Source organism: Sphingomonas soli NBRC 100801 (assembly GCF_001591025.1).
GTDB classification, from domain to species: Bacteria; Pseudomonadota; Alphaproteobacteria; order Sphingomonadales; family Sphingomonadaceae; genus Sphingomonas; species Sphingomonas soli.
Genome location: NZ_BCTZ01000009.1, coordinates 46,418 through 72,016 on the forward strand (window position 1 = coordinate 46,418; position 25,599 = coordinate 72,016).

Consider the following 25,599-nt stretch of genomic DNA (forward strand, 5'->3'; position numbering starts at 1 on the left):
CGTGTGACAGCCCAACGTCAAGCCCGATACGATATTCACACACGTGATAGTGATATTGACAGCCCCGCCGGCTAGCCCGCATTATGCTGGCGAGGCGGAAAACCCGCCATAGGGAGAGATGCGTGGATCGTCAGGAAACCGGCAGCAATCGCTGGGTAGTGCTCGTCACGCTCACCATCGTCTACGTCATCAATTTCCTCGATCGCCAATTGCTGGGCTTCCTGGCCAAGCCGATCAAGGATTCGCTGCAGATCAGCGACGGGCAGCTCGGGCTGATCGGTGGCTTCTATTTCGCCTGCTTCTATTGCTTCATCGCGATCCCGATCGGCTGGCTGGCCGACCGTACGAACCGCGTGACCATCCTGTCCCTCGCCTGCGCGATCTGGAGCGGCGCGACGGCAGCGTGCGGCATGGCGACCACCTATCCCCAGCTTGTCGCGGCGCGCATGGTGGTGGGCTTCGGCGAAGCGGGCGGCGTGCCGCCTTCCTACGCGATCATCACCGACACCTTCCCGCCGGGTAAGCGCGGCCTGGCGTTCGGCATCTACAATTTCGGTCCCCCTGCCGGCGCGGCGCTGGGCATCGCGTTCGGCGGCTGGATCGCCATCGCCTATGGCTGGCGCGAGGCATTCATCACCATCGGGGTGATCGGCCTGGTGGCCGCAGTGCTGGTGCGCATCATCCTTCGCGATCCGCCGCGCGGCGGGCTCGACGCCAAGCCTGCCAATGCGCCTGCCAATGAAAAGGCACCGTTCTGGGCGACGACCAAGATGTTCTTCACCAATCCCGTGCTGCTCCTCGCGGCGCTGGGCAGCGGCGCGACTCAGTTCGTTACCTACGGGCTGGGCAATTTCACCGTGCTGTTCCTGATGGAAAGCAAGGGCATGCAGCTCAGCGACGTCGCCGTCTGGTACGCGCTGACCGTGCTGGCCGGCATGGGCGGCAGCATGATCGTGTCAGGCTGGGTACTCGACAAGCTCACCCGGCGGTCGCGGACGGGCTATGCAACGGCGCCGGCGCTCTCGCTTGCCGTCGCCCTGCCCTTCTATATCGCCTTTGTCTGGGCACCGGGCTGGCCGCTGGCGCTGGCGCTGCTGACCATCGTGATGTTGTTCAACTATGTCTATCTCTCGGCATCGGTGGCGCTGGTGCAGGATGAGGTCGCACCGAACCAGCGTGTGCTTTCGGGCGCGCTGCTGCTGCTGGTAATGAACTTTATCGGCCTCGGCCTGGGCCCGACCTATGTGGGCGCGGCGAGCGACTGGCTGAAGGCGCATGATTATCAGAACACGCTCCAGCTCGCGCTCTATTCTATCGCGCCCTTCTACCTTATCGCCATCCTCCTCTTCCTCTCACTCTCCCGCGTCCTGCGCCGCGAGACCCGTCCCGTAACCGAGGCTATCGCATGATTTCGTTTCGTCGCCTTACGCTTGCCGCCAGCCTGCTCGCGGCAGCTCCCGCTTTCGCCCAGGCGCCGACGGTAGATGCGCCGGCGGGAAAGGTGAGCGGTCGGCAGGAAGGCGATGTCCGCGTGTTCCAGGGCATTCCCTACGCGCTGCCCCCCGTCGAGAGCCGTCGCTGGCAGCCGCCGCAGCCCATGCCGAAATGGGAGGGCACCCGTACCGCGACCGAGTTCGGCCCCGCCTGCGTCCAGCCCGAAAGCAAGACGCCGAACATCTATTCGCCAACCAACCCGCTGCCGCAGAGCGAAGACTGCCTGACGCTCAATATCTGGACGCCCAAGAACCCCAAGGGTGCGCCGGTATTCTTCTGGATCCATGGCGGCGCGCTGGTATCGGGATCGAGCCGCGAGGCGATGTATGACGGCCGCAAGCTCGCCGAGCGCGGCGCGATCGTCGTGTCGATCAATTACCGGCTCGGCGTGCTCGGCTGGCTGGCCCATCCGCAGCTCAGCAAGGAAACCGCGCAGAAGGTATCGGGCAATTACGGCCTGCTCGATCAGATCATGGCGCTCTATTGGGTGCACAATAATATCGCGGCGTTCGGTGGCGATCCGAAGAATGTGACGATCGCGGGCGAGTCTGCGGGCGCGCTCAGCGTGATGTATCTGCTGACCTCGCCCATCGCGAAGGGCCTGTTCCACAAGGCGATCGCGCAAAGCGCCTATATGCTGCCGATGCCCGACCAGAAGAAGCAGGTCTATGGCCTGCCGGGCGGAGAGACCGTCGGCCAGATGCTCCAGGCGGGCCTGCAGATGCCGGATATCGGGGCGATGCGCGGCATGAACGCCACGGAACTGACCAACAAGGCGGCGGCGCTGGGCTTCGGCCCATGGGGCGTGGTCGATGGCTTTGCCTTGCCCGAACAGATGGTATCGGCTTTCGACGGCGGACGTCAGGCCAAGGTGCCGATTCTCACCGGCTTCAATCAGGGCGAGATCCGCTCGTTGCTGATGCTCGCGGCCAAGGCACCGGGCGACGCGGCGGCATATGAGAAGGAAGTGCGCGAACGCTATGGCGAGCTCGCGGACGCCTATCTCAAGCTCTATCCGGCCAGCGATTACAAGGAAGCCATCCTCGCGAATACGCGCGATGCGCTCTACGGCTGGACCACGGAGCGGATGGCGCGCCGGCAGACGGCGGCGGGCCAGAAGGCCTATGTCTATCTGTTCGATCACGGCTATCCCGCGATGGACGAGAAGAACCTTCACGCCTTCCACGCGAGCGAGCTTCCCTATGTCTTCGGCACGTTCGACCGCGTCGGGCCGCTCTGGCCGAAAATCCCGGAAACGCCCGCAGAGCATGCGCTTTCCGATGCGATGATCGGCTATTGGACGAGCTTCGCCGCCACGGGCGCGCCCAAGGCCGAAGGCGCTCCCGATTGGCCCGCATTCGGCACGTCACGCGCGTATATCCGCTTCGCCGGCACGCCCCGCCCGGAGAGCGGGCTGCTGCCGGGCATGTTCGAGCTGCACGAAAGCGTGATGTGCCGCCGCAAGGCGACGGGCACGATCCCGTGGATGTGGAATTCGAGCGTCGCTTCGCCGAAATTGCCCGCCAAGGCCGCGGGCTGCGACTGACATGACTTATCCTCCCTCGCCGCGCGAGGGAGGAAGTTAGGCCGCTGCGGTCTCGCCGCTCAGCCGGCCCGCCGCATAGTCCGCGCGCAGCCGCATCTTGTCGATCTTGCCCGACGCCGCCAGCGGCATTGCGGGAATCTCGATCACCTGGCTGGGGATCCACCAATCGGCGATCTTGCCGCGCAGCATCGCGAGCAAAGCCTGCGGATTCTGCTCACCCTCGGTCTCCACGATAAGCACGGGACGTTCGCCCCATTTCTCGTCGTGGCGACCGATCACCGCAACGTGGCGCACCGCCGGATGGGTACCGATCACCGCTTCGATCTCGGTCGGGTTGATCCATTCGCCGCCCGATTTGATCAGGTCCTTCGAACGGCCGCAGATCGTGAGATTTCCGGCGTGGTCGATCATCGCAAGATCGCCCGTGTCAAAATAGCCCTCGGCGTCGAGCGCGCTTGTCTCGGCCCGGTAATAGCGCTCGATCACGCTATGCCCCTTGACCTTCAGATGGCCGAGGATGCCGCGCTGGGGCGTCAGCGTATTGCCCTCCGCATCGGTCAGCTTTAGGTCCAGACCCATCGGCGGGCGCCCCGAAGCGCGCGCGGCATCGCTGCCGCTGCCCGCCGGGGCGATCGTTCCCACCGGCGACAATTCGGTCATGCCCCAGCTCGTCTGCACCTCTGCACCAAGCCGGTCTTCAAGGCGGCGCAGCAGAGCATCAGGGCAGCTCGAACCGCCGATCAGCACGCGCGCCAGTGCGGGAAGATCGCCGCCTTCATTGTCGAGATGGTCGACCAGCCCAAGCCAGACAGTCTGCACGCCCACTGCAATGGTCACGCCCTCGTCACGCATGATGCGCGCCAGGCTGGCGCCGTCCAGGAAGCGCCCCGGCAGCACGAGCCTCGCCCCCGCGGCCGGCGCGGCAAAGGGCAGGCCCCAGCCATTGGCGTGGAACATCGGCACGGCGAGCATCAGCACGTCGCGGCAGGTGAGCCCCGTCGCATCGGCCTGAAGCGCGCGCACCGTGTGGAGATAATTAGAGCGGTGGGTATAGACCACGCCCTTGGGAGCGCCGGTCGTGCCCGAAGTGTAGCAAAGCCCTGCGGGCAAATTCTCGTCAAAGCTGCCCCAGGCAGCCGGAGCGCCATGCGCTTCCAGCAGCGCCTCGTATCCGGTGACCGGCACCGCGCCCGCGGGCTTCAGGTCCGCATCCCCCACGGCATCCATCACGATGATATGCTCGATCGCCGGGCAGAGCGGCGCGACTTCGCGGGCGAGCGGCATCAGGTCTGCGGCAACCGCCAGCACCCGGTTTCCTGCTTCATTGACCATCGCCGCGAGATGGGCTGCGGTCAGGCGCGGATTGAGCGTGTGGCAGACCAGCCCCATGCCCATCGACGCATAATAGATTTCAAGATGATGGCGCGTGTTCCACGCCAGCGTACCGACGCGATCGCCGGTTTCCAGCCCCAGAGCGGCCAGCGCGCCGGACATCAGGTTGGCGCGATCGCGAAGCTGCGAATAGGTAAACCGCGCGCGCACGCTACCGGCATCCGCCTCGACGATCTCACGGTCTCCAAACCACTTCGCGGCGTGATCGAGAAACTTGTCTATGGTCAGGCCGTATGGCTGCATGGGACCTTCAAGCTGCACGGAAAGCGGAAAAAAGGACGGCCGCCGCCCAGAGAGTTGGACGACGGCCGTTCATAGGGTGGGTCAGAACGTCTTGAGCAGCTTCACCCCGTACTGGCGCGGTGTGCCGGCGAAGTAGAGGCCGGAGTTGAGCGCTGCAGGGTAATGCTGGTTGGTCAGGTTGGTGCCATAGGCCGTGAGCGTCCACGTGCCATGATTATAGGCGATCTGCGCGTTGAGAATGTTGCGCTCGACGATGCTGTCGCCGCGCGAGACATTCTCGAACAGGGTTGCCCATTGCTGCCCGATATGGCCGAAATTGGCGCGCGGGGTCAGCTTGTCACCATTGCCCAGCTCCAGCGTATATTCCGCGCTGAAGTTGAAGGTCAGGTCCGGCGCATAGGTCTGGCGGCGGCCCTTCAGGTTGATGCAGTTGGTCGCGAGCGCCGAACCGCCGGTAAGCGGATCGCAGGCGCCGGTCGCGGCAATGCGCGGGTCGCTGGCATAGAACTGGCCCAGTTCGCTGCGCAGCACGTTCACACCGGCACCCAGCTTCAGATTGCCGAGATGCAGGTCCGCCTGTGCCTCGAAGCCATAAATCTTCGTGCTGTTCGGCACGTTGAGCTCGATCCCGAAGGTCGGGAACGTCGGATAGCCGATGATGACCTGGAAGTTCTTATAGTCGTTATAGAAGGCGCTGACCGTGGTGCGGACCTTGCCGCCAGCGAAATTGCCCTTCCAGCCGCCTTCGTACGAGGTGATTTCCTCGGGCTTGAACGGCGCAGGATTGCCCAGGCCCACCGGCAGGTTGAGGCCGCCCGGACGGAAGCCGGTGGCGACGAAGCCGTAGAAATAATGATCCTGGCTCGCCTTCCAGCCCAGCGACACCTTGTACGATACGTTGTCCGACTTGACCGACTGATAGGCCGCGATCGGCGTGCCATACTGGATCACGTCGACTTCGTTGGTCGACTTGCTCTCGGTGTAGCGCGCACCGGCTTCGATCTTGAGGTTCGGCGTGATGTTGAACCCGATCTGACCGAACGCGGCATAGCTGTACGTCAGGTTGTTGCCCTGCAGCTTGTACTGCGCCGCCGGCAGGTTGAACGGATAGGCCAAGTCGATGACGAAGTCATAGGGCCGGCGGAAGTGATAGTCGTTCCACACGCCGAACGCGCCGAGCAGCCAGGTGAAGCGCTGGTTGTCGGGCGAAATGATATTGAACTCGGTCGTGATCTGCTGCTCATCGACGCTGTCGTAGAAGTACGAAGTGCCGGTCGATGTGCCGTCCAGATCGGCCTGGTACATCGTGTTGCCCCACTGGTAGCTCGATACCGAGCGCAGCTTCACGCCGCCTGCAGTCTCCAGCTCAGCCTTCAGCACCTGACGGATCATGTGGTCGCGCGCGGCCTGAGGCGCGTTGAACGACACGTCATACAGATCGCGATAGTTGGGGTTCGGCGTGTTCGTGCCCGGCAGAGTCTTGTAATAATTGGCGAACGGGCTGGCCGGATAGGCACCCATGTCGATCCACGAATAGTCGGTCTTCGACGAGATCGTCAGGTTGTCGCTCGGCTTCCACAACAGGCTGAGACGTGCCGACAGGATGCCGACATCGCCCTTGTCATAGGCGTAAGGCGCGCCGCCCGGGCCCTTGACGTTGAAGAAGCTGTCGCGGCGCGACGTATAGACGGCTGCACGAGCGGCGAAGGTGCTGCTGATCGGGAGGTTCACCGCGCCCTGGAATCCGGCTTCGTTGTAGTTGCCGTAATTGACGTTGAAATAGCCGTGATTGCCGCCATCGATCATCGGATCGTTGGTGTTGACGAACACCGCGCCGCCGGTCGCGTTCTGGCCGACGATCGTGCCCTGCGGGCCGCGCAGGACCTGGATGTTCGCCACGTCGTAATAGGGCTCGCCCTGGAAATAGCCCGGGAAGCTCGGCACGCCGTCGCGATAGGTGATCACACCGGTCGTGGTCTGCGTGTTGTGCTCGGCCTTGCCGATGCCGCGAACGTTGAAATCATTGCCCTGGCCGAAATTGTTGACGACGATCGAGGGCATCGCGAACTGAAGCGCGTCGACATTGACGACGCCCTTATTCTCCAGATCGGTGCCCGACAGGACGGTGGCGGAGATCGCCGAGGTCATCAGGTTTTCGCTGCGGCGGGTCGCGGTGACGACGATCTCGTCTTCGCCCCCCTGCTCGGCGGCTTCGCTAGGGGCGCTCTGCGGCGCGGTCTGGGCCGCGGCCGAACCGCTCCAGACGACTGCCAATGCGGACGCACCCAGCAATATGGCACGGTTAATCATACTTCCCTCCCAAAACATGGCCGGCACGCTCTGCGGCGCGGTTGGGCGGAATTGCCTCAAAGTCCGGCAGCTTGCAATACTAATTCTCTCCCGAGTGAATGATATTGACACAGCGCGGCAGGCAGCATCACGGGGCACTTCCTTGCGCACTGCCCCCCCCTGGCGCCGAAGGCGCGCGGCTTGAGCGCGGCACGGAAAGGCTGCAAGGGAGGCAGGATGCGTACCACTTCCGACATGGCCAGCGTCCGGCTCTATCACCTGAGTGAAAATGATGCGGCGGCCGAGACCCTGTTCTACGGCCCGCTCGCCGAGGCGCTGATGATAGCGCGGCAGCAAACGGAGGAGGTGCAGGCCGGCCTGTGGATCGCGACCGAGAATGATGTGGTCGCCTATCTCGACATCGATCCCGACTGACTGCCGGGCGAAGGCCGGCCGGCCGCTCCGGTCACGCGCAGCGGCCGGGATAGCGAGGATTGGCTGGGGCGCCAGGATTCGAACCTGGGAATGGCGGCACCAAAAGCCGCTGCCTTACCACTTGGCGACGCCCCAACGGGAAGCGGGCTTATACGGGCTTAGAAGAGCCTTTCAACCCAGCCGTGCGGATCCGGTGCGGTTCCGCGCTGTATTGCAGTCAATTGCTCGCGAAGCCGCTCGGTCAGCATCCCGGGGCCGCCATTGCCGATCTGGAACTCGAAGCCGCGCCCGCGCACCCGGCCGATCGGCGTGACCACTGCTGCCGTGCCGCATGCAAACGCTTCGCGCAGCTTCCCGCTCTCGGCATCGGCGCGCCATTGCTCGAGCGAATATTGCTCCTCGCGCACATCAATGCCCACGTCCTTCGCCAGCGTGAGCAGCGAATCGCGGGTAATGCCGGGCAGGATCGTGCCCCCCAGCGGTGGCGTGATCAGCGATCCATCCTCGAACGCGAAGAACACGTTCATGCCGCCCAGTTCCTCCACGTTGCGGTTCTCCACCGCGTCGAGGAACACGACCTGATCGCAGCCTTCGCGGATCGCTTCGGCCTGCGCGACAAGGCTCGCGGCATAGTTGCCGCCGCACTTTGCCGCGCCCGTACCGCCCGGTGCGGCGCGGGTGTAATGCTCGCTCACCCACAAGGTGACCGAGGGAGCCCCACCCTTGAAATAGGCGCCTGCGGGCGATGCGAGCACGATATAGGTGTATTCGCTCGCCGGCTTCACGCCGAGGAAGACTTCGCTCGCGAACATGAAGGGCCGCAGATAGAGCGATCCGCCCTCGCCTTCCGGAATCCAGTCGCGATCGACTTCGACGAGTTTGCGGATCGAGGACAGGAACGCCTCTTCCGGCAAGGGCGCCATCGCCAGGCGTTCGGCGGATTCGCGGAACCGCGCGGCATTGGCTTCCGGGCGGAACAGGGCCGCGCCGCCGTCCGGCAAGCGATAGGCTTTCAGCCCTTCGAAAATTTCCTGCGCATAATGCAGCACGGCGCAGGCCGGATCGATCGACAGCGGCCCGCGCGGCATCACCCGGGCATCGTGCCAGCCGCGATCGACGTGATATTTGATCATAACCATATGATCGGTGAAACGCTTGCCGAAGCCGGGATTGGCGAGGATCTCGGCGCGATCGGCTGCGGATACGGGATTGGCGTGTGCCTCAAACTCGTAATCCAGGATCGTCGCGTCTGCCATTTCCGTCATCCGTTACTTGGGTGCCCTTTGGGTTGCGCAGGGTTAGGCGCGGTGGCAAAGATGGTCAACATGGCTGTCCCAATTCCTCCATCGCCGAACGCCGCCTCGCCGCTGTTCCTGCGCGAGCCGGAGATCCGGCGCGGCGTGGAGCTGCTATATTTCGGCTATGCCCATCTCACCCGCTCGATCGACGCGGGGCTGGCGGCGCAGGGGCTGGGACGCGCGCATCATCGCGCGCTCTATTTCATCGCACGCAAACCGGGGCTTACGGTGAGCGAGTTGCTCGCCCTGCTGGCGATCACCAAGCAATCGCTGGGCCGCGTGCTCGGCGAACTGGGCGAGCGCGGGCTGGTCGAGACGCGCGCGGGCGATCGCGACCGGCGGCAGCGCCTGCTGCGGCTGACCCCTGACGGCACGGCGCTGGAGGCGGAGTTGTTCGAAGCGCTGCGCGAGAAGATGTCCGGCGCCTATTCCAGCGCGGGCCAGGGTGCCGTGGGCGGCTTCTGGGCGGTGCTGGAAGGTCTGGTGCCCGAAGACGAACGCGGACGGATCTTCGATCTGCGCAAATAGCCTTAGGGGCTGTCGGGCTCGTCCACCGCGATGAAGATGCCGCCGCCAACGATGGCCAGCAGCCCGATGACGGCGATCAACGGCGGCGGGGTGATCGAGGAGGCCTTCTTGGCGGACGTCGAGGCGCGCGGAGAAAGCGCGGACGCCGATCCCTGCGCCAGCGCCGGGCCGGCCGCAAGCGACATTGCGGCGATGCCGATGGCGGTTTTGCTGAACAGTCTTTTCATGAGCGAACCTCCTGCACGGGACCGGGGCTCAATCCCTGGGTGGCGCGATGGTTTCGCGCATCCATGTTGCAATGCGGCAGGTCGAAAGCGCGATGCGTCGGGCCGGGGGTTGGCAGCGCCGCCGCCCGGACATACACCCCGGTCGTGCGTGTCGCCGGAGCCATGAACCGCCTGCTGCCCCTCTTCGCCCTCGCGCTCGCCGCTTGCGGCAGTAGCGGGCAACGCAAGGATGACGCCCCCGTAGCGGTCAGCGCGATCGGCGGCGCTTTGGAGACCGGCGACCCGAACCGCGGCACGCTGACGAATCCGGACCGCGTGCTGCTCGGTGCCACCGCCCAGGGGCTGGTGCGCTTCGACGCTGCCGGCCAGATCGAGCCGGGCCTGGCCGAGCGCTGGATCGTCATCGACGATGGGCGCAGCTTCATCTTCCGGCTGAGCGAAGCGCAATGGAGCGACGGCGAGCCGGTGACCGCCACCCAGGTGGTGCGGGCGTTGCGCCGCGCCATCGCTGCGGACAGCCGCAACGCTTTGTCCCCGTTCATCGCGGTCATCGACGAGATCGTCGAGATGACGCCCCAGGTGATCGAGGTCAGGCTCAAGCGCCCCCGGCCCGATCTGCTCCAGCTTTTCGCCCAGCCCGAGCTTGCGGTGACGCGCGATGGCAAGGGCAGCGGACCTTTCCGCATCGCGCGGACGAATGCGCGCGGGATGCTGCTGCGACCGGTTCCCGGCCCCGAGGCAGCGGACGATGAGGGCCCAGCGCCGGAGGAGACCATCCTGCTGCGCGGCGAGCGCGCAGCCGCCGCGCTTTCGCGGTTCAAGGATGGCCAGTCGGACCTGATCCTGGGTGGCACTTTTGCCGATTGGCCCATCGTGGGGGCAGCGGGGATCGCCCCCGCCAATATCCGGATGGATAGCGCGCTGGGCCTGTTCGGCCTGGCGGTGAGCCGTCGCGAGGGCTTTCTTGCCGAACCAGCGGGCCGCGCCGCAGTAGCGATGGCGATCGACCGCAAGGGGCTAACTGCGGCGCTCAACCCCGATTGGGCGCCGGTTGAAACGCTGCTGCCCGCCCAGATCGATTCCGCCGTCCCGCCCGCCCAGCCTGCCTGGGCCCCGCTCACGCTTGAGGCGCGGCGCAGCAGCGCGCGGGCCAGCGTTGCGGCGTGGCGGCGCGAGCATGGCGCGGCGCCCGTGCTGCGCCTCGCGCTGCCCGCCGGGCCGGGCTCCACGATCGTCTGGGCCTATGTCGCAGAGGCGATCCGCGCGATCGGCGCGGACGCGGTTCGCGTGGCGGCGGGTGACGACGCCGATTTGCGGCTGATCGATGCTGTCGCGCCGTATGACAGCGGGCGATGGTTCGTGGCAAACGCCTGCGCGCCATGCAGCGACGCCGCCAGGGTCCTGGTCGAGGCGGGCCGCGATGCTCCCGACCTGCCGGCCCGCGCCCGGCGCATCGCCGAAGCGGACGCCGCGCTCACTGCCGACGCCGCATTTATTCCCATTGCCCAGCCGCTCCGCTGGTCTATCGTCGCCCTGCGGCTGCGTGCGTGGCAGGGGAACAGCCGCGCGTGGCACCCGTTGAACCACCTGCGAAACGATACGAGGTGAGCGAAGTGGCAAAGCCGACGCGAATGGCTTCCGGACTCGGACCGGATTTGCCGCTGGGCAGGGACGCAGCAGCCGTCCGTCGGCGGATCGAAGCGATGGAAAAATTGCTCGAACGCGGCTTCACGATCCCGGGCACGAACCAGAAGTTCGGCCTGGATTTCATCCTTGGCCTGATCCCCGTCGGCGGTGACGTGCTGACGGCGGCCATGGGGCTCTACATGGTTTGGGAAGCGCGCAACCTGGGCATGTCGAAGACCGCGATGGTCCGGATGCTGGGCAATGTCGGCTTCGATACCGCATTGGGCGCGGTTCCGCTCCTGGGCGATGCGGCCGATTTCTTCTTCCGCTCCAATTCGCGCAACCTGCGGATCATCCGCAAGCATCTCGACAAGCACCACCCATCGACCGCGACGATCAATCAGCGCTGAACGGCCTCAGCGCCGCGCGCCGCCGCGCCAGATCTTGACCAGCGCCGCATCGGGTGCCCCCGCCCCCGGCTTGCAGCGCGCGTAGCGCAGCCTGGTATCGAGGCAGAACCATAGCTCATCGAGCCAGTTCTGGCGCGTCAGCGTCACGCGCATCGCGGATGCGGGGATGCCGGGATTGGCCGCTGCCATCTGTACCTTGAACTGGCCGACCGTGAGTGTACGCCGCGACAATGCGTCCATATCGGGATAGCGCAAAGGATCGTACAGCCGCCGCGCCTTGGCGAAATAATCCTCGGCATTGCCCGGCATGCAGGTGCCGTGCTTCGCCCATTCGTGCTGGATCAATTGCGCGGACGGCGTCGCGCACAGGTTCGCGCGGATCACGGCGTCGGGTAGGATCGTGGTGCGGGTGCAATATTGCGGCCAGCTTTTCCCCACGCCATCGGGCCACAGGCCATGCAGCGTGAAGCCGAAGCGATTGGGGCCGCCGCACTGGAACTTGTTGTCCCCCTTGCCGCCATTGGCGCGGCAATATCCCGGGCTCCATGTCAGCGCGAGCGTGTAGCCGCCGATCGGCAGCACGCGTGTGGGTTCGGCGGTGGTCGGCAGATCGGGCCGGGGCCGCTGGATCTTGGCCGGCACGGCGCAGGACTGCGCCTGGGCGAAGGCGGGACCGGCCAGCAGCATCGCAGCGGTCGCAACAGCGCTCGAGATTGTTCGCATCGCCATCCCTCAGGCCGCCGTGAAATCCAGGCCGATATCAGCCGCCGGAGCCGACTGGGTCAGCCGGCCCACGCTGACATAGGTGACCCCGCTCTGGGCAATCGCGCGGATCGTATCGAGCCGGACGCCCCCCGATGCCTCTGTCGGCACGCGCCCGTCGACCAGCTTGACCGCCTCGCGCAGCGTGTCCGGTCCCATATTGTCGAGCAGGAGGTGCGTGGCACCCGCGTCGAGCGCAGGGGCGATCTGATCGATCCGGTCGACCTCGACGATGATGTTGGCGATGCCGGCATCCACCGCGCGGCGCACCGCCTCGCCCACCGATCCCGCAACCGCGACATGATTGTCCTTGATCATCGCCGCGTCCCACAGGCCCATGCGATGATTGGTCGCTCCGCCCATCCGGGTCGCATATTTCTCCAGCACGCGCAGGCCGGGGATCGTCTTGCGCGTATCGAGCAGGATCGTGCCGGTCCCCGCAATCGCATCGACATAGCTGCGCGTCATCGTTGCGATGCCCGAAAGGTGCTGGACGGTATTGAGCGCGGACCGCTCGGCCGTGAGCAATGCCCGCGCTTTGCCCCGCAGCCGCAACAGATCGGTGCCGCCCGGCACGAATGCCCCGTCCTCGACCAGCCGTTCGATCGCCACGTCGGGATCGAGCGCACGGAAGAACGCCTCGGCGATCCCCAGCCCCGCCACCACGATGGCCTCGCGGCTGTCCATCACCCCATCGAACACCGCATCCGCCGGTATCACCGCAGCGGACGTAATGTCTCCGCCATCGCCCAGATCCTCGGCAAGCGTGGAACGGACAAAGGCATCAAGATCGAAGCGGTCGAGCGTGAAGGTCATGATCCGCGTCTAGCCGCCCGCGCGCGCCAAAGGAACCGTTGCCGCGCGGCTTTCGCTGCGGCACGCTGCATCGGTGGCGGATCAGGAAGCTCCCATCCGGATGACCGGACTGCGCGCCTATTGGGAGACGCGGTCGCACCGCGTGCCATTCGCGCCCTGTCTTGATCGTAGCGAACGGCTGTTGCTCGATACGCTCGGCCTCGGGCTCGAACAGACATTGGCCTATCTCGGCGGCCAGCCGGACTATGAGACGTTCCTCAACTGGATCGTCGAGACGGCGGGCATTCCCGATCCGCCGGTGCTGGCGCGCTATGAGGCGACGCTCGCGGGCGCGCCGCTTCCCGGGGCCGTGCAGGATCAAATCGCCGCGATCGATGCGATGCCTCCGGTGCTCGACACTGCGGATATCGCGCAATGGGAGCGCGACGGCTTCGTCATTCTCCGCAACGCGATCACACCCGGCGAAGTCGCGGCGGCGGCGGCTCTGATCTGGGAAGCAAATGGCGCACTGCCCGACGCACCCGAAAGCTGGTATGGCGCGGCGCGCAACCAGGGCATGATGGTGCAGCTTTTCCAGCACCCCGCGCTGGAACCCGCCCGCCGGTCCGCTCGCATCCACAAGGCCTATGCCCAGCTCTGGGGCAGCAGCGACCTGTGGATGATCATCGACCGGGTGAGCTTCAATCCGCCCGAGCGGCCCTCGCATCCGTTTCGCGCCCCGCGCCTCCATTGGGACGTCAGCCTCGTCCGCCCGATACCCTTCGCCGCGCTGGGCGTGCTCTATCTCAGCGATACCGCGGAGGATCAGGGGGCGTTCGAGCTTGTGCCGGGCTTCCATCACCGGCTCGATGCCTGGCTGGACGGTCTCGCGGGTGCGGATCCGCGCGCCGTGGATCTAAGCGCCGAGGCGGTCCGCGTCCCCGCAAATGCCGGAGACCTGATCATCTGGCGGCACGATCTACCGCACGGTGCCAGCCCAAACCGCGCCGCCGCGCCGCGCCTCGCGCAATATGTGACGATGTATGCACCCGGCCTGACGCATCAGGCGGAGTGGCTTTAGTCGCCCTTGGTCGGCGGGCCACCCACTGCCGGAACCGGCCCGAGATCGCCCTTCCCCACCGTCGCGCTGGCCATTTCCAGCATCCGGTCGAGTGACTTCTTCGCCTTCAGCCGCAGCTCTTCCTCGATCTCGATGCGCGGCGTCAGGTCGCGCAGCGCGAGGTACAGCTTCTCCATGTTGTTGAGCGCCATGTACGGGCAGATATTGCAGTTGCAGTTGCCGTCCGCGCCGGGCGCGCCGATGAAGTTCTTCTCGGGCAGCGCCTTTTCCATCTGGTGGATGATGTGCGGCTCGGTCGCGACGATCAGCGTCTGGCCGGGGAAGGTCTTGGCGAAATCCAGGATGCCGCGCGTCGACCCGACATAATCGGCATGATCGAGGATATGCGGCGGGCATTCCGGATGCGCGGCAATCGGCGCGCCGGGATGCTGCGCCTTGAGTTTCAGGAGTTCGGTCTCCGAAAAGGCTTCGTGCACGATGCACACGCCCGGCCACAGCAGCATCTCGCGGCCCAGCGTGCGCGTCAGATAGCCGCCCAGATTGCGATCCGGTCCGAAGATGATCTTCTGCTCGGGCTGAATCTGCGAAAGGATCTTCTCGGCGCTGGAGCTGGTGACGATGATGTCGCTCAGCGCTTTCACCTCGACCGAGCAGTTGATGTAGGTCAGCGCAATGTGATCGGGATGCTGCGCGCGGAATGCCGCGAACTGTTCGGGCGGGCAGCTATCCTCCAGGCTGCACCCGGCATTCATATCCGGCAGCACGACGGTCTTTTCGGGGCTGAGCACCTTCGCGGTCTCCGCCATGAAGCGCACGCCGCAAAAGGCGATGACGTCCGCGTCGGTCTCCGCTGCCTTGCGGCTGAGGTCCAGGCTGTCGCCCACGAAATCGGCGAGGTCCTGAAGCTCGGGCTTCTGGTAATAATGCGCGAGGATGACGGCGTTGCGCTCCTTGCGCAGCCGATCGATCTCGGCGCGAAGATCCAGCCCTTTCAGGCTATCGATGCCATTTGGTGCGTTCATCCGCTGCACATGGCCCGCGCGGGGGCTGCGATCAAGGCATGGATGCGGGGACGCGCCACCCGCCCTTGGGATCAGTGCCGGTTCGCCAGCACGTCGCTCACGCTGCGCGACACATCCCATCGCTCGTCCGGCCCCTTGGTCTCGTCGGGGAACAGCACTTCGACCTGTGCGTCCACTCCCACGGCCTTGAGCGGCATCGCGAAGCTGCGCTCGACTGCGCGGCGGGTGGCGTCGCGCGCCAGCCGCATCGGCGTCTCCTCGCGCGCCTGCCGCACCAGTTCGACCTGGCCCGCCTTGCGATTGGCCTCGTCGAGCTGCTCCTCCACATTGGTGAGCGACATCAGGATGCCGCCTTCGCCATATTCGCGGATATTGTTGATATCCACCTCGGGCCCGATCACTTCGATCGGCGGCAAGGTAACCGTCAATTTGTTGCCATTCCAGCTAAGGTTGCGCTGTTGCAGCTTGGAAAGATCGACTTCGTAACGCACCGTGCCCGGCATGATCAGCGTCTTCTTCGCCTGCAGCCCCAGGCGGCTCTGCGTCGACGTCACCACGGCGACATAGCGTGCGGCGAAGGTAGAAAGCCGGCTCTGCTCGCGCAGCCCCTCCAGGCTCGCCTGCGCGACCGTCACGGGGCTCGGCGCCGTGAACTGGCGCTTGAGCTGATCGCCCAGGAACCAGAAACCGCCACCCACGACGAGGATCAGCGCGATCAGCGCGCCGATCAGACCCACGCATCCGTTCTTCAAGCCGCCACCCTCCATGCGTCGCCATCCTCGGCGACCACCCCGCGCGCGCGCAATTCGATCAGATGCGCGAGCACCGAGCGGCCCGCCGCCCCCATCAGCCGCGGATCGAGGCCAACATACATGCGCTCGACCAGATCGGGAACCGCGCGCGGTTCGGCCTTGAGCAGGCGCAGGATCTGCCCTTCGCGCTGCTTGCGATGGCCGATCAGCCCGCGAACGAAGCGGCGCGGCTTCTCCACCGGCTCGCCATGCGCCGGGAAATAGATGCGATCGTCGCGCTGCATCAGCTTGTCGAGGCTCGCCATGAAATCCGCCATGTCGCCATCGGGGGGCGAGACCACGGTCGTCGACCAGCCCATCACATGATCGCCGGTGAACAGCGCCCCGCTCTCGGGCAGCGCGAAGCACAGATGGTTGGACGTATGCCCCGGCGTCGCCACCGCCGTCAGCGTCCAGCCCGGCCCGGCGAGGCTCTCGCCGTCCGTCAGCACGCGATCGGGCGAATAGCTGGTGTCGAACGCCGCATCGGCACGCGGGCCATCGTCGCGCAGGGTGAGCGGCGCGCATCCGATGATCGGTGCGCCGGTCAGCGCCTTGAGCGGCGCGGCAGCCGGGCTGTGGTCTCGGTGCGTGTGGGTGCAGAGGATCGCGATCACCTTGCGCCCGGCGATCGCCGCGATCAGCGCGTCCAGATGCTCGGGCTCGTCCGGCCCCGGATCGATCACCGCCAGCTCGGTCGTGCCGACCAGATAGGTCTGGGTGCCGGTATAGCTGAACGGCGACGGATTCGGCGCCAATACCCGGGTGACCAGCGGGTCGATCGCCATTGCAACGCCGGTGGGAAAGTCGTTCATCACCCTGCCAGATGGCGGCTGGCTGCGGCCCGCGCAAGTCGCGTCACGCTTTTGGAATTACGGCGGATGTCCGGCCACCGTCCCGCTCCAAGGAAAAGGGGCCGGCCGCGAAGGAGGTCAGCCGGCCCCTTCCTGAAGGGCATCTACGAAAGGGGTACTAAAGCAGACGCCCTCCCCCAGAGGATCAGTTCTTTTCCTTTTCGATCTCGCGGATCGCGTCTTCGATGCCCTTCAGCGCCTTCGCACGCTCTTCGGGGCTGATCGAGGTTTCCGCCTCGATCGAGCGCCGGGCCTGGCGCAGCCCCATCAGCGCGCTTTCCAGGCCAAACCGCTTGCTGCGCTCCGCCATGCGGGCCGCATCAATGGTGATCTTCTCGATCCGGTCGGTGCAGATGATCATCACCTTCTTGCCGCCCTCGGCGCGATGCTCGACGGTCGCGTCGCCGCCACCATTGCCGCATTTGCCGTCGCGGACCTGCGGCATATCGGCCATGATCTTGTCGATATCGGGCATGTCGGTCTCGGTCTTGCTGCCATCGGCATGGACCATCACGATCTTGCGGACCTGCTTGCCGTCCTTCCCGTCGAACCGATAGACGCGCTTCTCCACATGTTGGCCGAGCTCGGGCGCTTCGGGAGCGGCGGGAGCGCGCGGTGCGGCGCTGGCGGCGGGCGCGGCCGGCGGCGCCGGCGGCGCGGGGACATCCTGGCCGAGCGAGACGCCGGTAACGGCCTCTACCTTGTTCTTGATCGTCTCCGCGGCCTGGGTTCCCGAGGCGGTGAGGCCGAGCGCGGCCAGGCTGAGGGCGCTCACGCCCACCAATCCGGTCACAAGGCGCGTGGGGGAAAGATTTCCGGTCTTCGAAAGCATGCGTAACCTCCCTTTGACTTCGTTGATTGTGTGTAAGTGACATGCCGCCGAGACCGCGCCCCCATGCGCGGACTTGACGATTGCGCGACCATAAGCATGGCGCAGCGCCTGGGCGCGGCCGGCGAGCACAAGCGCGTCGCAGGCCATTTCCTGATCGGCACGGAAAGCGCGAAAGGCTTTCCAGGCGACCGGGTTGAACCAGTGGATGGCAAGGACGATCAGCGCGACCCAGTTCGCGATCAGATCCCCGCGAACATGGTGGCCCAGCTCATGGGCCAGCGCGAGATCGCGCTCCTGCTCGTCATATCGCTCCGCGAAATCGCGCGGAAAGGCGACATATTTGCGGAACACTCCAAATGCTAGCGGGCCATGCGCCGCGTCGGTCTCGATCACGCGCACCCGCCCTTCGGCGACGGTCCGGTCCACCTGGGCCGCGCGCAGCAGATTCTGGCAATAGCGAGTGTGCGAGATCAGATGATAGGCCAGGAACAGCAGCGCCCCGCCCGCCCAGGCCAGCCCGGCGAGCATCAGCCAGTCGATCGAACCGGACGTAACCGCAGCCGGCGCGTCAGAGGTACCGGCGATGGGCTCGATCACATAATAAGCGATGACGTCGCTGGCCGCCGCGACAGGTGCTGCGGCCTTTTCGGTCCAGCTCGCCGGCAATGGCGGCAGCAGCATCCTCAGCACCGGCAGCAGCCACAGCGCATAGGCCATGGTCGGTCCGAACGCCTTGCGGACCGGCGCGCGGACGGCAAGCACCAGAAGCATCAGCAGCGTGGTGGCGATGATGGTCTCGATCATCCAGCCGGTCATGACTTGAGATCCTTCAGCAGCGCCTCGATTTCGGCGATGTCCTGATCGGTGATCGCATCGCGCTCGGCGAGGTGCGCCACCAGCGGCGTCAGCTTGCCGCCAAACAGACGGTCCATCAGCTTGCGCGATTCCTTGGCCACATAATCATCGCGTGCCACGAGCGGCCGGTAGTGATAGCGGCGGCCCACCTCTTCATGCGCGATGATCGATTTGGCGAGCAGGCGGCCCAGCAATGTCTTGACGGTGTTGGCGCTCCAGCCGCGTTCGGCGGGAACCCGCTCGACGACTTCCTGAGCGGTGAGCGGACTTTCGTCCCACAGCACCTCCATCACGGCATGCTCGGCGTCGCTGATGCGTTCGGTCATCGGTCCCTCTTATCGACTACGTGTGTAATCCTCGCGATTACGTCTGTAGTCAAGTGGGTGAACGCTGGCTGAACAGGATATCGCGTTCCGCGCCCAGGTGCGGGCTGGAAACGGGATCGAAACTGTCGAAACGGCTTACACATGGGGATAAGCACGGATCGCCGTTAACCATCCAAGCCGTTGAAAACCAACGTCTCACGCAATTTTGGCACGGCGGCTGCAAGATATCAGGCATCCCGAGCGCTTGACGCTTCATTCCGGGGTGGGTCGACCAGCTTTTACCGGTCTCGCGTCGGCCCACCCCACCCCGGGCTTCCCAAAAATCCGCAGTGCGACTCGGCAGCGATTGCGTTCGTTCTCGCGCGCGTGAATAACCGGCGCGATCTGCTGCCGGAGAACGCTTATGCCGCTTATGCCCCTCCCCGACCTCCGCCTCGACGGCAAACGAGCTTTGATCACTGGCGGCAGCCGCGGCATCGGCGCGGCTGCGGCCGACGTTTATGCGCAAGCGGGCGCCGAGGTGCTTCTGTGCGCACGAAACGGCGCCGAAGCGGAGGCCAAGGCAGCGGAAATCCGCGCGGCAGGCTTCCTGGCCCAGGGCTTCGCCCTCGACGTGACCGATCTCACCGCCGTCCGCCGCGAAGTCGCCGCGCGCGGCCCGTTCGATATCCTCCTCAACAATGCCGGCACCAATCGCATCCTGCCGATCCAGGATATCGAGGAAAAGGATTATGATGCGGTGCTCGGGCTGAACCTGAAGGCTGCGCTGTTCGTCGCGCAGGCCGTCGCACGCGGGCTGCTGGCGGCGGGCAAGCCGGGATCGATCATCAACGTCTCGTCGCAACAGGGCCATACCGGCGGCCCCGGGCGCTCGCTCTACAGCGGCTCGAAATTCGCGCTGGAGGGGCTGACCAAATGCATGGCGATCGATCTGGCCCCGCATAATATCCGGGTGAACACGCTCTGCCCGACCTTCATCGATACCGAGCTCACTCGTCCGGTCCTGGCGGTGCCCGGCGCGCGCGAGCGCGTGCTCGGCAAGATCAAGTTCGGGCGCCTTGGCCAGATGGAGGAACTCACCGGCCCGCTGCTGCTGCTCGCATCGGACGCGTCGAGCCTGATGACCGGCAGCGCCTTGCTGGTCGATGGAGGCTGGACGGCCGGGTAACGCCCTCACGGCATCGTCATCCCCGCGAAAGCGGGGATCCAGAGCCAAACAGCGCATCGCCCGCCAACCCTGGGTCCCCGCTTTCGCGGGGATGACGTCTATTCAACCCGATCGGATCAAACGCCAATTACCCAGCCTTGGCACCGACCGCGCCAAGCACTTAGGCAAGTTCTCGACACCCAGAACGTCATCCCCGCGAAAGCGGGGACCCAGAGCCAAGCAGACTATCGCCCGCCAAACCTCGCCTGCCCGCGCGGGAGGTGACGCTTGTTCAGCCTAGTCGGATCGAACGCTAATTACGCCGCCTTGGCGCCCAGCAGTGCCGCCAGCTCGCCGCTCTCGTACATCTCCATCATGATGTCCGATCCGCCGATGAACTCGCCCTTCACATAGAGCTGGGGGATGGTCGGCCAGTCCGAGAATTCCTTGATGCCCTGGCGAACGGCCTGATCCTGCAGCACGTCGACGCTCTCGAACTCGGTGTTCAGGTGGTTGAGGATAGACACTGCGCGGCTGGAGAAGCCGCATTGCGGGAATAACGGGCTGCCCTTCATGAACAGCACGACATCATTATTCTCGACCAGCGCCTTCAGGCGGTCCTGCACGTCGTCGCTCACGCTATTCACTCCTCGACTGGCGCTGCGGTGGTGAGCTGGAGCGCGTGGAGCACGCCGCCCATCCGGTCACCCAGCGCCGCATATACTGCCTGGTGCTGCCGCACGCGCGGCATCCCCCGGAACATCGGCGCGATTACCCGTGCCGCATAATGATCGCCGTCGCCGGCAAGGTCGGTGATTTCCACGCTGGCATCGGGGATGCCTGCGCGGATCAGTTCCTCGATCTCGGCGGCGGCCATCGGCATCTTACTTTGCTTCCATCAGCTGGCGGCGCGCCTCGACGGTCTGGTCGGAGAGCGCCTTGCGCACCTCTGCGTCGTCGGTCTCCACGCCCGCCGCGAGCAGGTCGCCCAGCACCTTGCGTATCACGTCCTCATCGCCGGCTTCCTCGAAGTCGGCCTGGACGACTGCCTTGGCATAGGCATCGGTCTCTTCCGGGGTAAGGCCCAGCTTGGCTGCGGCCCACTGCCCGACCAGCTTGTTGCGGCGCGCGGTGACGCGGAAAGCCATGTCCTCATCGCGAGCATATTTCGCCTCAAATGCCTTCTCGCGATCGTCGAAACTGGTCATGATTGCTCCCTTGGATGCTGTTTGTGCCGAGATAGGAGGGGCAACCGGCTGTGGCAACCGGTCAGAGCGCCTTCGCCTCTGTCAGCGAGGTGCCGCCGAGCATTTGGATCCCATCCGGATCGAAAAGCCGTCATCCCCGCGAAAGCGGGGTTCCAGAGCCGAACAGGGTATCGCCGAACCGCCCCGGGTAGCGTCCGCGAGCCGCTATCAGCTTGGTACGGCGGTCAGCTAACGCGCACCACGACCTTTCCGATCACCTCGCGCGCGCCCAGCTTCGCGATCGCCTTGCCACCATCGGCGAAGGCGAAGGTCTCGGTCACCTTCGGCGCGATCTTGCCTTCGCTCCACAGGCGGAAGAGGCGATCGACATGGGCCTGGTTGGCCTGCGGGTCGCGCGCAGCGAAAGCGCCCCAGAAGACACCGCAGACGTCGCAGCTTTTGAGCAGCGTAAGGTTGAGCGGGAGCTTGGGGATGCCCGCGGGGAAGCCGACGACCAGGTAGCGCCCTTCCCAGGCGATCGAGCGGAGCGCGGGCTCAGCATAATCGCCGCCCACCGGATCGTAGATCACGTCGGCGCCCTTGGGGCCGACCGCGGCCTTGAACTGTTCGGCCAGCGCCTTGCTGGCGTCCTTGTCGAACGGAGCGCGGCCATAGACCAGGGTTTCGTCCGCGCCGGCTGCTTTGGCGGCGGCCGCCTTTTCCTCGGACGATACCGCCGCGACCACGCGCGCGCCGAACGCCTTGCCCAGCTCAATGGCGGCAAGGCCCACGCCACCGGCAGCGCCCAGCACAAGCAGGGTCTGCCCCTCCTTCAACCTGCCGCGATCCAGCAACGCATGGATCGTCGTGGCATAGGTGAGCAGAAGGGCCGCGCCGTCCTCGAAGCTGCGGCCTTCGGGCAGGCGGAACAATTGGCCTGCGCCCAGCGCCATCTTCTCGGCGAGTCCGCCATGGCCCGGCACGGCGATGACACGGTCTCCGACCGTCCAGCCGGAGACACCTTCGCCGATGCTCTCGATCACGCCAGCGATTTCGCCGCCGGGGGCGAAGGGGCGCGCAGGCTTGAACTGATATTTGTCCTCGATAATCAGCACGTCGGGAAAGTTGATCGCGCAGGCTTTTACCGCGACCACCACCTGCCCCTTGCCCGCCACCGGATCGGGCAGGTCGTCCAGGCTTAGAGTTTCAGGTCCGCCGATCGCCTTCGATAGCAACGCCTTCATTTCCCGCTCCTACGCTGATCCAGGGGCGCGCTTCGGCGGCACCGGATTCGAATTTCGAAATCGCGGTATCTCTTGCCAGCGTCAGTCCGATCTCGTCCAGCCCTTCGAGCAGGCATTGGCGGCGGAAGGCGTCGAGCTCGAAGGTGAAGCGGTCCTGGAACGGCGTGGTGACGGTCATCGTCTCCAGGTCGATGGTGATCTCTTCGGTCTTCGCCACTTCGATCAGCCGGTCCACCGCCTCTTGCGGGAGAACGACGGGGACGATGCCGTTCTTGAAGGCGTTGCCCGAGAAGATGTCGGAGAAGCTCGGCGCGATCACCGCCTTGATGCCCAGGTCGGCCAGTGCCCATGCGGCGTGCTCGCGGCTGGATCCGCATCCGAAATTGTCGCCCGCGATCAATATGGGGCTGCCGGCGTAGCGCGGATCGTCGAAGATATTGCCTTCCTGCGCGCGGATCGTCTCGAATGCACCCCTTCCAAGTCCCTCTCGCGTAGTTGTCTTCAACCAATGCGCAGGGATAATGATATCCGTATCAATGTTCTTGGCCCCCCAGGGATAAGCGCACCCCTCCACCTGCCTCACCGGATCCACGCCGCAAAGCTCCCTTCCAGGCCGAAACCCGGCGCTGTATCTGCAATAATGGCCCGCGGGTTCGCGGTCAGCGGACCGCTGCGGTCCTTTGCGACGGCAATGTGCCCGCATAGGCTGCGGCCAGTCCGCTGAGCACCGTTCCGGCGATAAGCACGATCAACGCACGCTTCATTTGGCACCCCCTCACGCATCCGCCGACATCAGCTCCCTGACATCGGTGAGGCGCCCCGTGACCGCCGCGGCCGCCGCCATTGCGGGGGATAGCAGGTGGGTCCGTGCGCCCGGACCCTGCCGTCCTACGAAATTTCGATTCGAGGTGGAAGCGCAACGTTCGCCGCTGGGCACTTTATCCGGGTTCATTGCGAGACACATAGAGCAACCAGGCTCACGCCACTGGAATCCGGCCGAAATGAAGATCTGATCCAGACCCTCCGCCTCCGCTTGCCGCTTGACCAGGCCCGAACCCGGAACGATCAGCGCCTGGCGCACGCGGTCCGCGACACGGCGGCCCTTCACCACTGCCGCCGCCGCACGTAGATCCTCGATGCGGCTGTTGGTGCAGCTCCCGATAAAGACGTGCTCGACGCCGATATCCTGCATCGCGGTTCCGGCCGTCAGCCCCATATAATCGAGCGACTTCTGCGCCGCGACGCGCTTGGATGGATCGGCAAAGCTTTCCGGATCGGGGATATGGCCGGTGATCGGCACCACATCCTCAGGGCTGGTTCCCCAGGTAAGCGAAGGCGCGATATCGGTGGCGTGGAGCTGCACGCTCCGGTCATATTGCGCAGCCGCGTCGCTGGGCAGCGTGCGCCAATAAGCGACCGCCTTGTCCCAGTCCGCGCCCTTCGGCGCCATCGGACGGCCCTTGAGGTAGGCAAAGGTAGTCTCGTCGGGCGCGATCAGACCCGAGCGCGCACCCCCTTCGATCGACATGTTGGAAACGGTCAGCCGCCCCTCGATCGACATGGCCCGTATCACTTCGCCCGTGAACTCGATGACATAGCCCGTGCCGCCCGCCGCGCCGATCTTGCCGATGATGGCAAGGACGACATCCTTGGGGCTGACCCCGAAGCCCAGCGTCCCATCGACGCGGACTTCCATCGTCTTCATCTGTTGGAGCAGCAGCGTCTGGGTGGCGAGCACATGCTCAACCTCACTCGTCCCGATCCCGAACGCCAACGCCCCCAGCGCGCCGTGCGCCGAAGTGTGGCTGTCGCCGCACACCAGGGTAGTGCCGGGCAGCGTAAAGCCCTGTTCCGGCCCGATGACGTGGACGATCCCCTGCCGGGCATCGAGCGCGTCGATATAAGGCACGCCGAACTCCGCGACATTGGCGCGCAGTGTCGAGAGCTGGTTGGCGCTTTCCGGATCGGCGATCGGCAGCATGTTGCCCGCCGCATCGACGCGCGCCGTGGTCGGCAAATTATGATCGGGCACCGCCAGCGTAAGATCAGGACGCCGCACCTTGCGCCCCTGCGCGCGCAGCCCCGCAAAGGCTTGCGGACTCGTCACTTCGTGAACGAGGTGGCGATCGATATAGATGAGGCATGTGCCGTCATCGCGCCGTTCGACGACGTGATCGGCCCAGATTTTCTCATACAGTGTGAGCGGACGGCTAGCCATGATCCGTCCGGCTCTACTCAAATCGATCGCGCCCGCAACCCGTCGCGCAATTTTGTGGCGTGAAGCAGAGCTATTGCAGCGGCTTTTCGGCCTCCAGCTTCAGATAGGCGTGGATCTGCTCGATCTCCGCATCAGTCAGCACATGCAGGCCGCCAAGTGCGGCCGCCTTCATCATGCCGAGGTCGCGGCCCGAAGGTGGCAGGCCGGTGCGCATCAGCTTCTTGAACGCGGGGAGATCATAGGCCGCCGAAACCATAGCCAGAGGCGGCACAATCTGCTTGCCGTCGTCGGACGGACGCGACGAGTGCAGTTCGTGGCACCCTTTGCATGAGAAATCGACGATATAGCGGCCCGTGTCCGCCGGACGCGTGGGCGAAGACACCTTCTCCGGACGCACGCTCGGCTGGATCACGCCGACGAGGAGCAAGGCGCGCCCTAGCGGGCCGAAGCTGGTGATGGCGCGGGAATCGCTCGGTTGGGCGCGCAGGCTGCGGATCCAGGCAATGATGCGCGCAGTATCGTCATCAGCGAGGAAGCGATGCGCGGCGGTCGGCATGACGAACAGTGCGCTGCCGTCGTGCCGAACGCCGTGGCGGATGGCACGTTCAAGCTGGGGATCGGTATAGTGCGCCGCAGCAGCCGCCAGCGCGGGTGGCGCGATGCGGCCGAGCATGGGATCTTCAGCGAGCAATCCGCCTTCGCCGCTCTGGCCGTGGCAGTCACGGCAGCCGGCGATCTTAGCCAGCCGGGCGCCTTCCGCGATCGACGCCGCGTCCTTGGGAATGACAAGTTCAGATGCCGCGATGTCGTGGCCCTGGCGCAGCTTCCACTGCGAACCAGCATAGATCACCACCAGCGCCAACACGATTACGGCGGCGACCCCGATCAATCCACGAACGATCCAAATCCGCATGCTCCGCCCTCCCTTTGGCGAAGCCTGCACATATTGGAATGAAAATGACAGTCCCCCTCCCCGCGACGAGGATGCGACGGAGGA

The 25,599-nt window shown here is 65.4% G+C and carries 26 protein-coding genes and 1 tRNA gene; 8 read left to right on the top strand and 19 right to left on the bottom strand.

The genetic code is table 11. The features are described 5' to 3' along the window. Positions 1 to 122: 122 nt before the first annotated feature. Positions 123 to 1,409, top strand: a complete 1,287-nt coding sequence (locus tag SSO01S_RS06260; RefSeq protein ID WP_066796895.1) for a spinster family MFS transporter — start codon at positions 123 to 125, stop codon at positions 1,407 to 1,409. Continuing rightward, a complete protein-coding gene (locus tag SSO01S_RS06265) occupies positions 1,406 to 3,040 on the top strand; it encodes a carboxylesterase/lipase family protein (protein WP_066796898.1) in 1,635 nt (544 codons plus the stop codon). The genes SSO01S_RS06260 and SSO01S_RS06265 overlap by 4 nt, the downstream gene beginning before the upstream one ends. A 36-nt stretch (positions 3,041 to 3,076) precedes the next feature. Here the strand turns inward: SSO01S_RS06265 and SSO01S_RS06270 are convergent, their stop codons facing one another. Both SSO01S_RS06270 and SSO01S_RS06275 read right to left on the bottom strand, forming a co-directional pair. After that, complete coding sequence (locus tag SSO01S_RS06270) at positions 3,077 to 4,675, bottom strand: AMP-binding protein (RefSeq protein WP_066796900.1); 1,599 nt, start codon at positions 4,673 to 4,675, stop codon at positions 3,077 to 3,079. A gap of 81 nt (positions 4,676 to 4,756) precedes the next feature. Next, positions 4,757 to 6,985 (bottom strand): TonB-dependent receptor, encoded by a 2,229-nt coding sequence (locus SSO01S_RS06275; protein WP_066797686.1) that lies wholly within the window; start codon positions 6,983 to 6,985, stop codon positions 4,757 to 4,759. A 216-nt stretch (positions 6,986 to 7,201) separates the two neighbouring features. Between SSO01S_RS06275 and SSO01S_RS06280 the strand changes: the two genes are divergently transcribed. Continuing rightward, positions 7,202 to 7,399, top strand: a complete 198-nt coding sequence (locus SSO01S_RS06280; RefSeq protein WP_066796903.1) for a hypothetical protein — start codon at positions 7,202 to 7,204, stop codon at positions 7,397 to 7,399. Between the two features lie 60 nt (positions 7,400 to 7,459). Here the strand turns inward: SSO01S_RS06280 and SSO01S_RS06285 are convergent. Together SSO01S_RS06285 and SSO01S_RS06290 are read right to left on the bottom strand one after the other, a co-directional pair. After that, positions 7,460 to 7,534: transfer RNA gene (locus tag SSO01S_RS06285), tRNA-Gln, on the bottom strand. A gap of 23 nt (positions 7,535 to 7,557) precedes the next feature. Further along, complete coding sequence (locus tag SSO01S_RS06290) at positions 7,558 to 8,655, bottom strand: branched-chain amino acid aminotransferase (protein WP_066797688.1); 1,098 nt, start codon at positions 8,653 to 8,655, stop codon at positions 7,558 to 7,560. 69 nt (positions 8,656 to 8,724) lie between these two features. Between SSO01S_RS06290 and SSO01S_RS06295 the strand changes: the two genes are divergently transcribed. Then, a complete protein-coding gene (locus SSO01S_RS06295) occupies positions 8,725 to 9,225 on the top strand; it encodes a MarR family transcriptional regulator (protein WP_066797691.1) in 501 nt (166 codons plus the stop codon). 2 nt (positions 9,226 to 9,227) lie between these two features. Here the strand turns inward: SSO01S_RS06295 and SSO01S_RS06300 are convergent, their stop codons facing one another. Then, positions 9,228 to 9,452, bottom strand: coding sequence for a hypothetical protein (locus tag SSO01S_RS06300; RefSeq protein WP_066796906.1), 225 nt, complete (start codon positions 9,450 to 9,452; stop codon positions 9,228 to 9,230). A gap of 162 nt (positions 9,453 to 9,614) precedes the next feature. Here SSO01S_RS06300 and SSO01S_RS06305 point away from each other — a divergent pair, with 162 nt between their 5' ends. After that, entirely contained in the window at positions 9,615 to 11,060 is a 1,446-nt protein-coding gene (locus tag SSO01S_RS06305) for an ABC transporter substrate-binding protein (RefSeq protein ID WP_066796908.1), read from the top strand. A 23-nt stretch (positions 11,061 to 11,083) separates the two neighbouring features. Then, positions 11,084 to 11,488 (top strand): DUF4112 domain-containing protein, encoded by a 405-nt coding sequence (locus tag SSO01S_RS06310; protein WP_066796911.1) that lies wholly within the window; start codon positions 11,084 to 11,086, stop codon positions 11,486 to 11,488. A 6-nt stretch (positions 11,489 to 11,494) separates the two neighbouring features. On the opposite strand, the gene SSO01S_RS06315 is transcribed toward SSO01S_RS06310, so the two are convergent. Together SSO01S_RS06315 and nadC are read right to left on the bottom strand one after the other, a co-directional pair. Then, positions 11,495 to 12,211, bottom strand: coding sequence for a ribonuclease T2 (locus SSO01S_RS06315; RefSeq protein WP_066797693.1), 717 nt, complete (start codon positions 12,209 to 12,211; stop codon positions 11,495 to 11,497). Positions 12,212 to 12,220: 9 nt separating this feature from the next. After that, positions 12,221 to 13,066, bottom strand: a complete 846-nt coding sequence (gene nadC / locus SSO01S_RS06320; protein WP_066796915.1) for a carboxylating nicotinate-nucleotide diphosphorylase — start codon at positions 13,064 to 13,066, stop codon at positions 12,221 to 12,223. A 73-nt stretch (positions 13,067 to 13,139) separates the two neighbouring features. Here nadC and SSO01S_RS06325 point away from each other — a divergent pair, with 73 nt between their 5' ends. Continuing rightward, complete coding sequence (locus SSO01S_RS06325; protein WP_245646628.1) at positions 13,140 to 14,126, top strand: phytanoyl-CoA dioxygenase family protein; 987 nt, start codon at positions 13,140 to 13,142, stop codon at positions 14,124 to 14,126. Here the strand turns inward: SSO01S_RS06325 and nadA are convergent. The 5 genes from nadA to SSO01S_RS06350 all read right to left on the bottom strand — a co-directional run bounded on the left by nadA (position 14,123) and on the right by SSO01S_RS06350 (position 18,806). Further along, positions 14,123 to 15,148 (bottom strand): quinolinate synthase NadA, encoded by a 1,026-nt coding sequence (nadA, locus tag SSO01S_RS06330; protein ID WP_066796918.1) that lies wholly within the window; start codon positions 15,146 to 15,148, stop codon positions 14,123 to 14,125. The two genes, SSO01S_RS06325 and nadA, sit on opposite strands and share 4 nt — an antisense overlap. Before the next feature lie 71 nt (positions 15,149 to 15,219). Then, entirely contained in the window at positions 15,220 to 15,915 is a 696-nt protein-coding gene (locus SSO01S_RS06335) for a DUF4230 domain-containing protein (protein WP_066796920.1), read from the bottom strand. Continuing rightward, on the bottom strand, positions 15,897 to 16,754 hold the full coding sequence (locus SSO01S_RS06340) for an MBL fold metallo-hydrolase (protein WP_066796922.1): 858 nt from the start codon (positions 16,752 to 16,754) through the stop codon (positions 15,897 to 15,899). The genes SSO01S_RS06335 and SSO01S_RS06340 overlap by 19 nt, the downstream gene beginning before the upstream one ends. A 184-nt stretch (positions 16,755 to 16,938) precedes the next feature. Then, entirely contained in the window at positions 16,939 to 18,441 is a 1,503-nt protein-coding gene (locus tag SSO01S_RS06345; protein WP_066796924.1) for a M56 family metallopeptidase, read from the bottom strand. Then, positions 18,438 to 18,806, bottom strand: coding sequence for a BlaI/MecI/CopY family transcriptional regulator (locus SSO01S_RS06350; RefSeq protein WP_066796926.1), 369 nt, complete (start codon positions 18,804 to 18,806; stop codon positions 18,438 to 18,440). Before SSO01S_RS06350 ends, SSO01S_RS06345 begins: the two co-directional genes overlap by 4 nt. Positions 18,807 to 19,209: 403 nt before the next feature. Here SSO01S_RS06350 and SSO01S_RS06355 point away from each other — a divergent pair, with 403 nt between their 5' ends. Continuing rightward, entirely contained in the window at positions 19,210 to 19,974 is a 765-nt protein-coding gene (locus SSO01S_RS06355) for an SDR family NAD(P)-dependent oxidoreductase (RefSeq protein ID WP_066796927.1), read from the top strand. 296 nt (positions 19,975 to 20,270) lie between these two features. On the opposite strand, the gene grxD is transcribed toward SSO01S_RS06355, so the two are convergent. From grxD to SSO01S_RS06390, 7 genes are all read right to left on the bottom strand, one after another. Beyond that, positions 20,271 to 20,591, bottom strand: coding sequence for a Grx4 family monothiol glutaredoxin (grxD, locus tag SSO01S_RS06360; protein WP_066796929.1), 321 nt, complete (start codon positions 20,589 to 20,591; stop codon positions 20,271 to 20,273). Positions 20,592 to 20,596: 5 nt separating this feature from the next. Then, positions 20,597 to 20,836 carry a BolA family protein gene (locus SSO01S_RS06365; RefSeq protein ID WP_066796931.1) on the bottom strand — a complete coding sequence of 80 codons (240 nt, stop codon included), beginning with the start codon at positions 20,834 to 20,836 and terminating at the stop codon, positions 20,597 to 20,599. 1 nt (position 20,837) lies between these two features. Continuing rightward, positions 20,838 to 21,161 carry a DUF1476 domain-containing protein gene (locus tag SSO01S_RS06370; RefSeq protein ID WP_066796933.1) on the bottom strand — a complete coding sequence of 108 codons (324 nt, stop codon included), beginning with the start codon at positions 21,159 to 21,161 and terminating at the stop codon, positions 20,838 to 20,840. Positions 21,162 to 21,385: 224 nt separating this feature from the next. Then, complete coding sequence (locus SSO01S_RS06375) at positions 21,386 to 22,384, bottom strand: NADPH:quinone oxidoreductase family protein (protein WP_174520760.1); 999 nt, start codon at positions 22,382 to 22,384, stop codon at positions 21,386 to 21,388. Further along, positions 22,347 to 22,976: a 3-isopropylmalate dehydratase small subunit gene (gene leuD / locus SSO01S_RS06380; protein WP_066796938.1), complete on the bottom strand. Its 630-nt coding sequence runs from the start codon at positions 22,974 to 22,976 to the stop codon at positions 22,347 to 22,349. The genes SSO01S_RS06375 and leuD overlap by 38 nt, the downstream gene beginning before the upstream one ends. Before the next feature lie 183 nt (positions 22,977 to 23,159). Beyond that, positions 23,160 to 24,602 carry a 3-isopropylmalate dehydratase large subunit gene (gene leuC / locus SSO01S_RS06385; protein ID WP_066796941.1) on the bottom strand — a complete coding sequence of 481 codons (1,443 nt, stop codon included), beginning with the start codon at positions 24,600 to 24,602 and terminating at the stop codon, positions 23,160 to 23,162. Between the two features lie 70 nt (positions 24,603 to 24,672). Continuing rightward, positions 24,673 to 25,515 (bottom strand): c-type cytochrome, encoded by an 843-nt coding sequence (locus tag SSO01S_RS06390; protein ID WP_083942886.1) that lies wholly within the window; start codon positions 25,513 to 25,515, stop codon positions 24,673 to 24,675. Between the last annotated feature and the right edge of the window lie 84 nt (positions 25,516 to 25,599).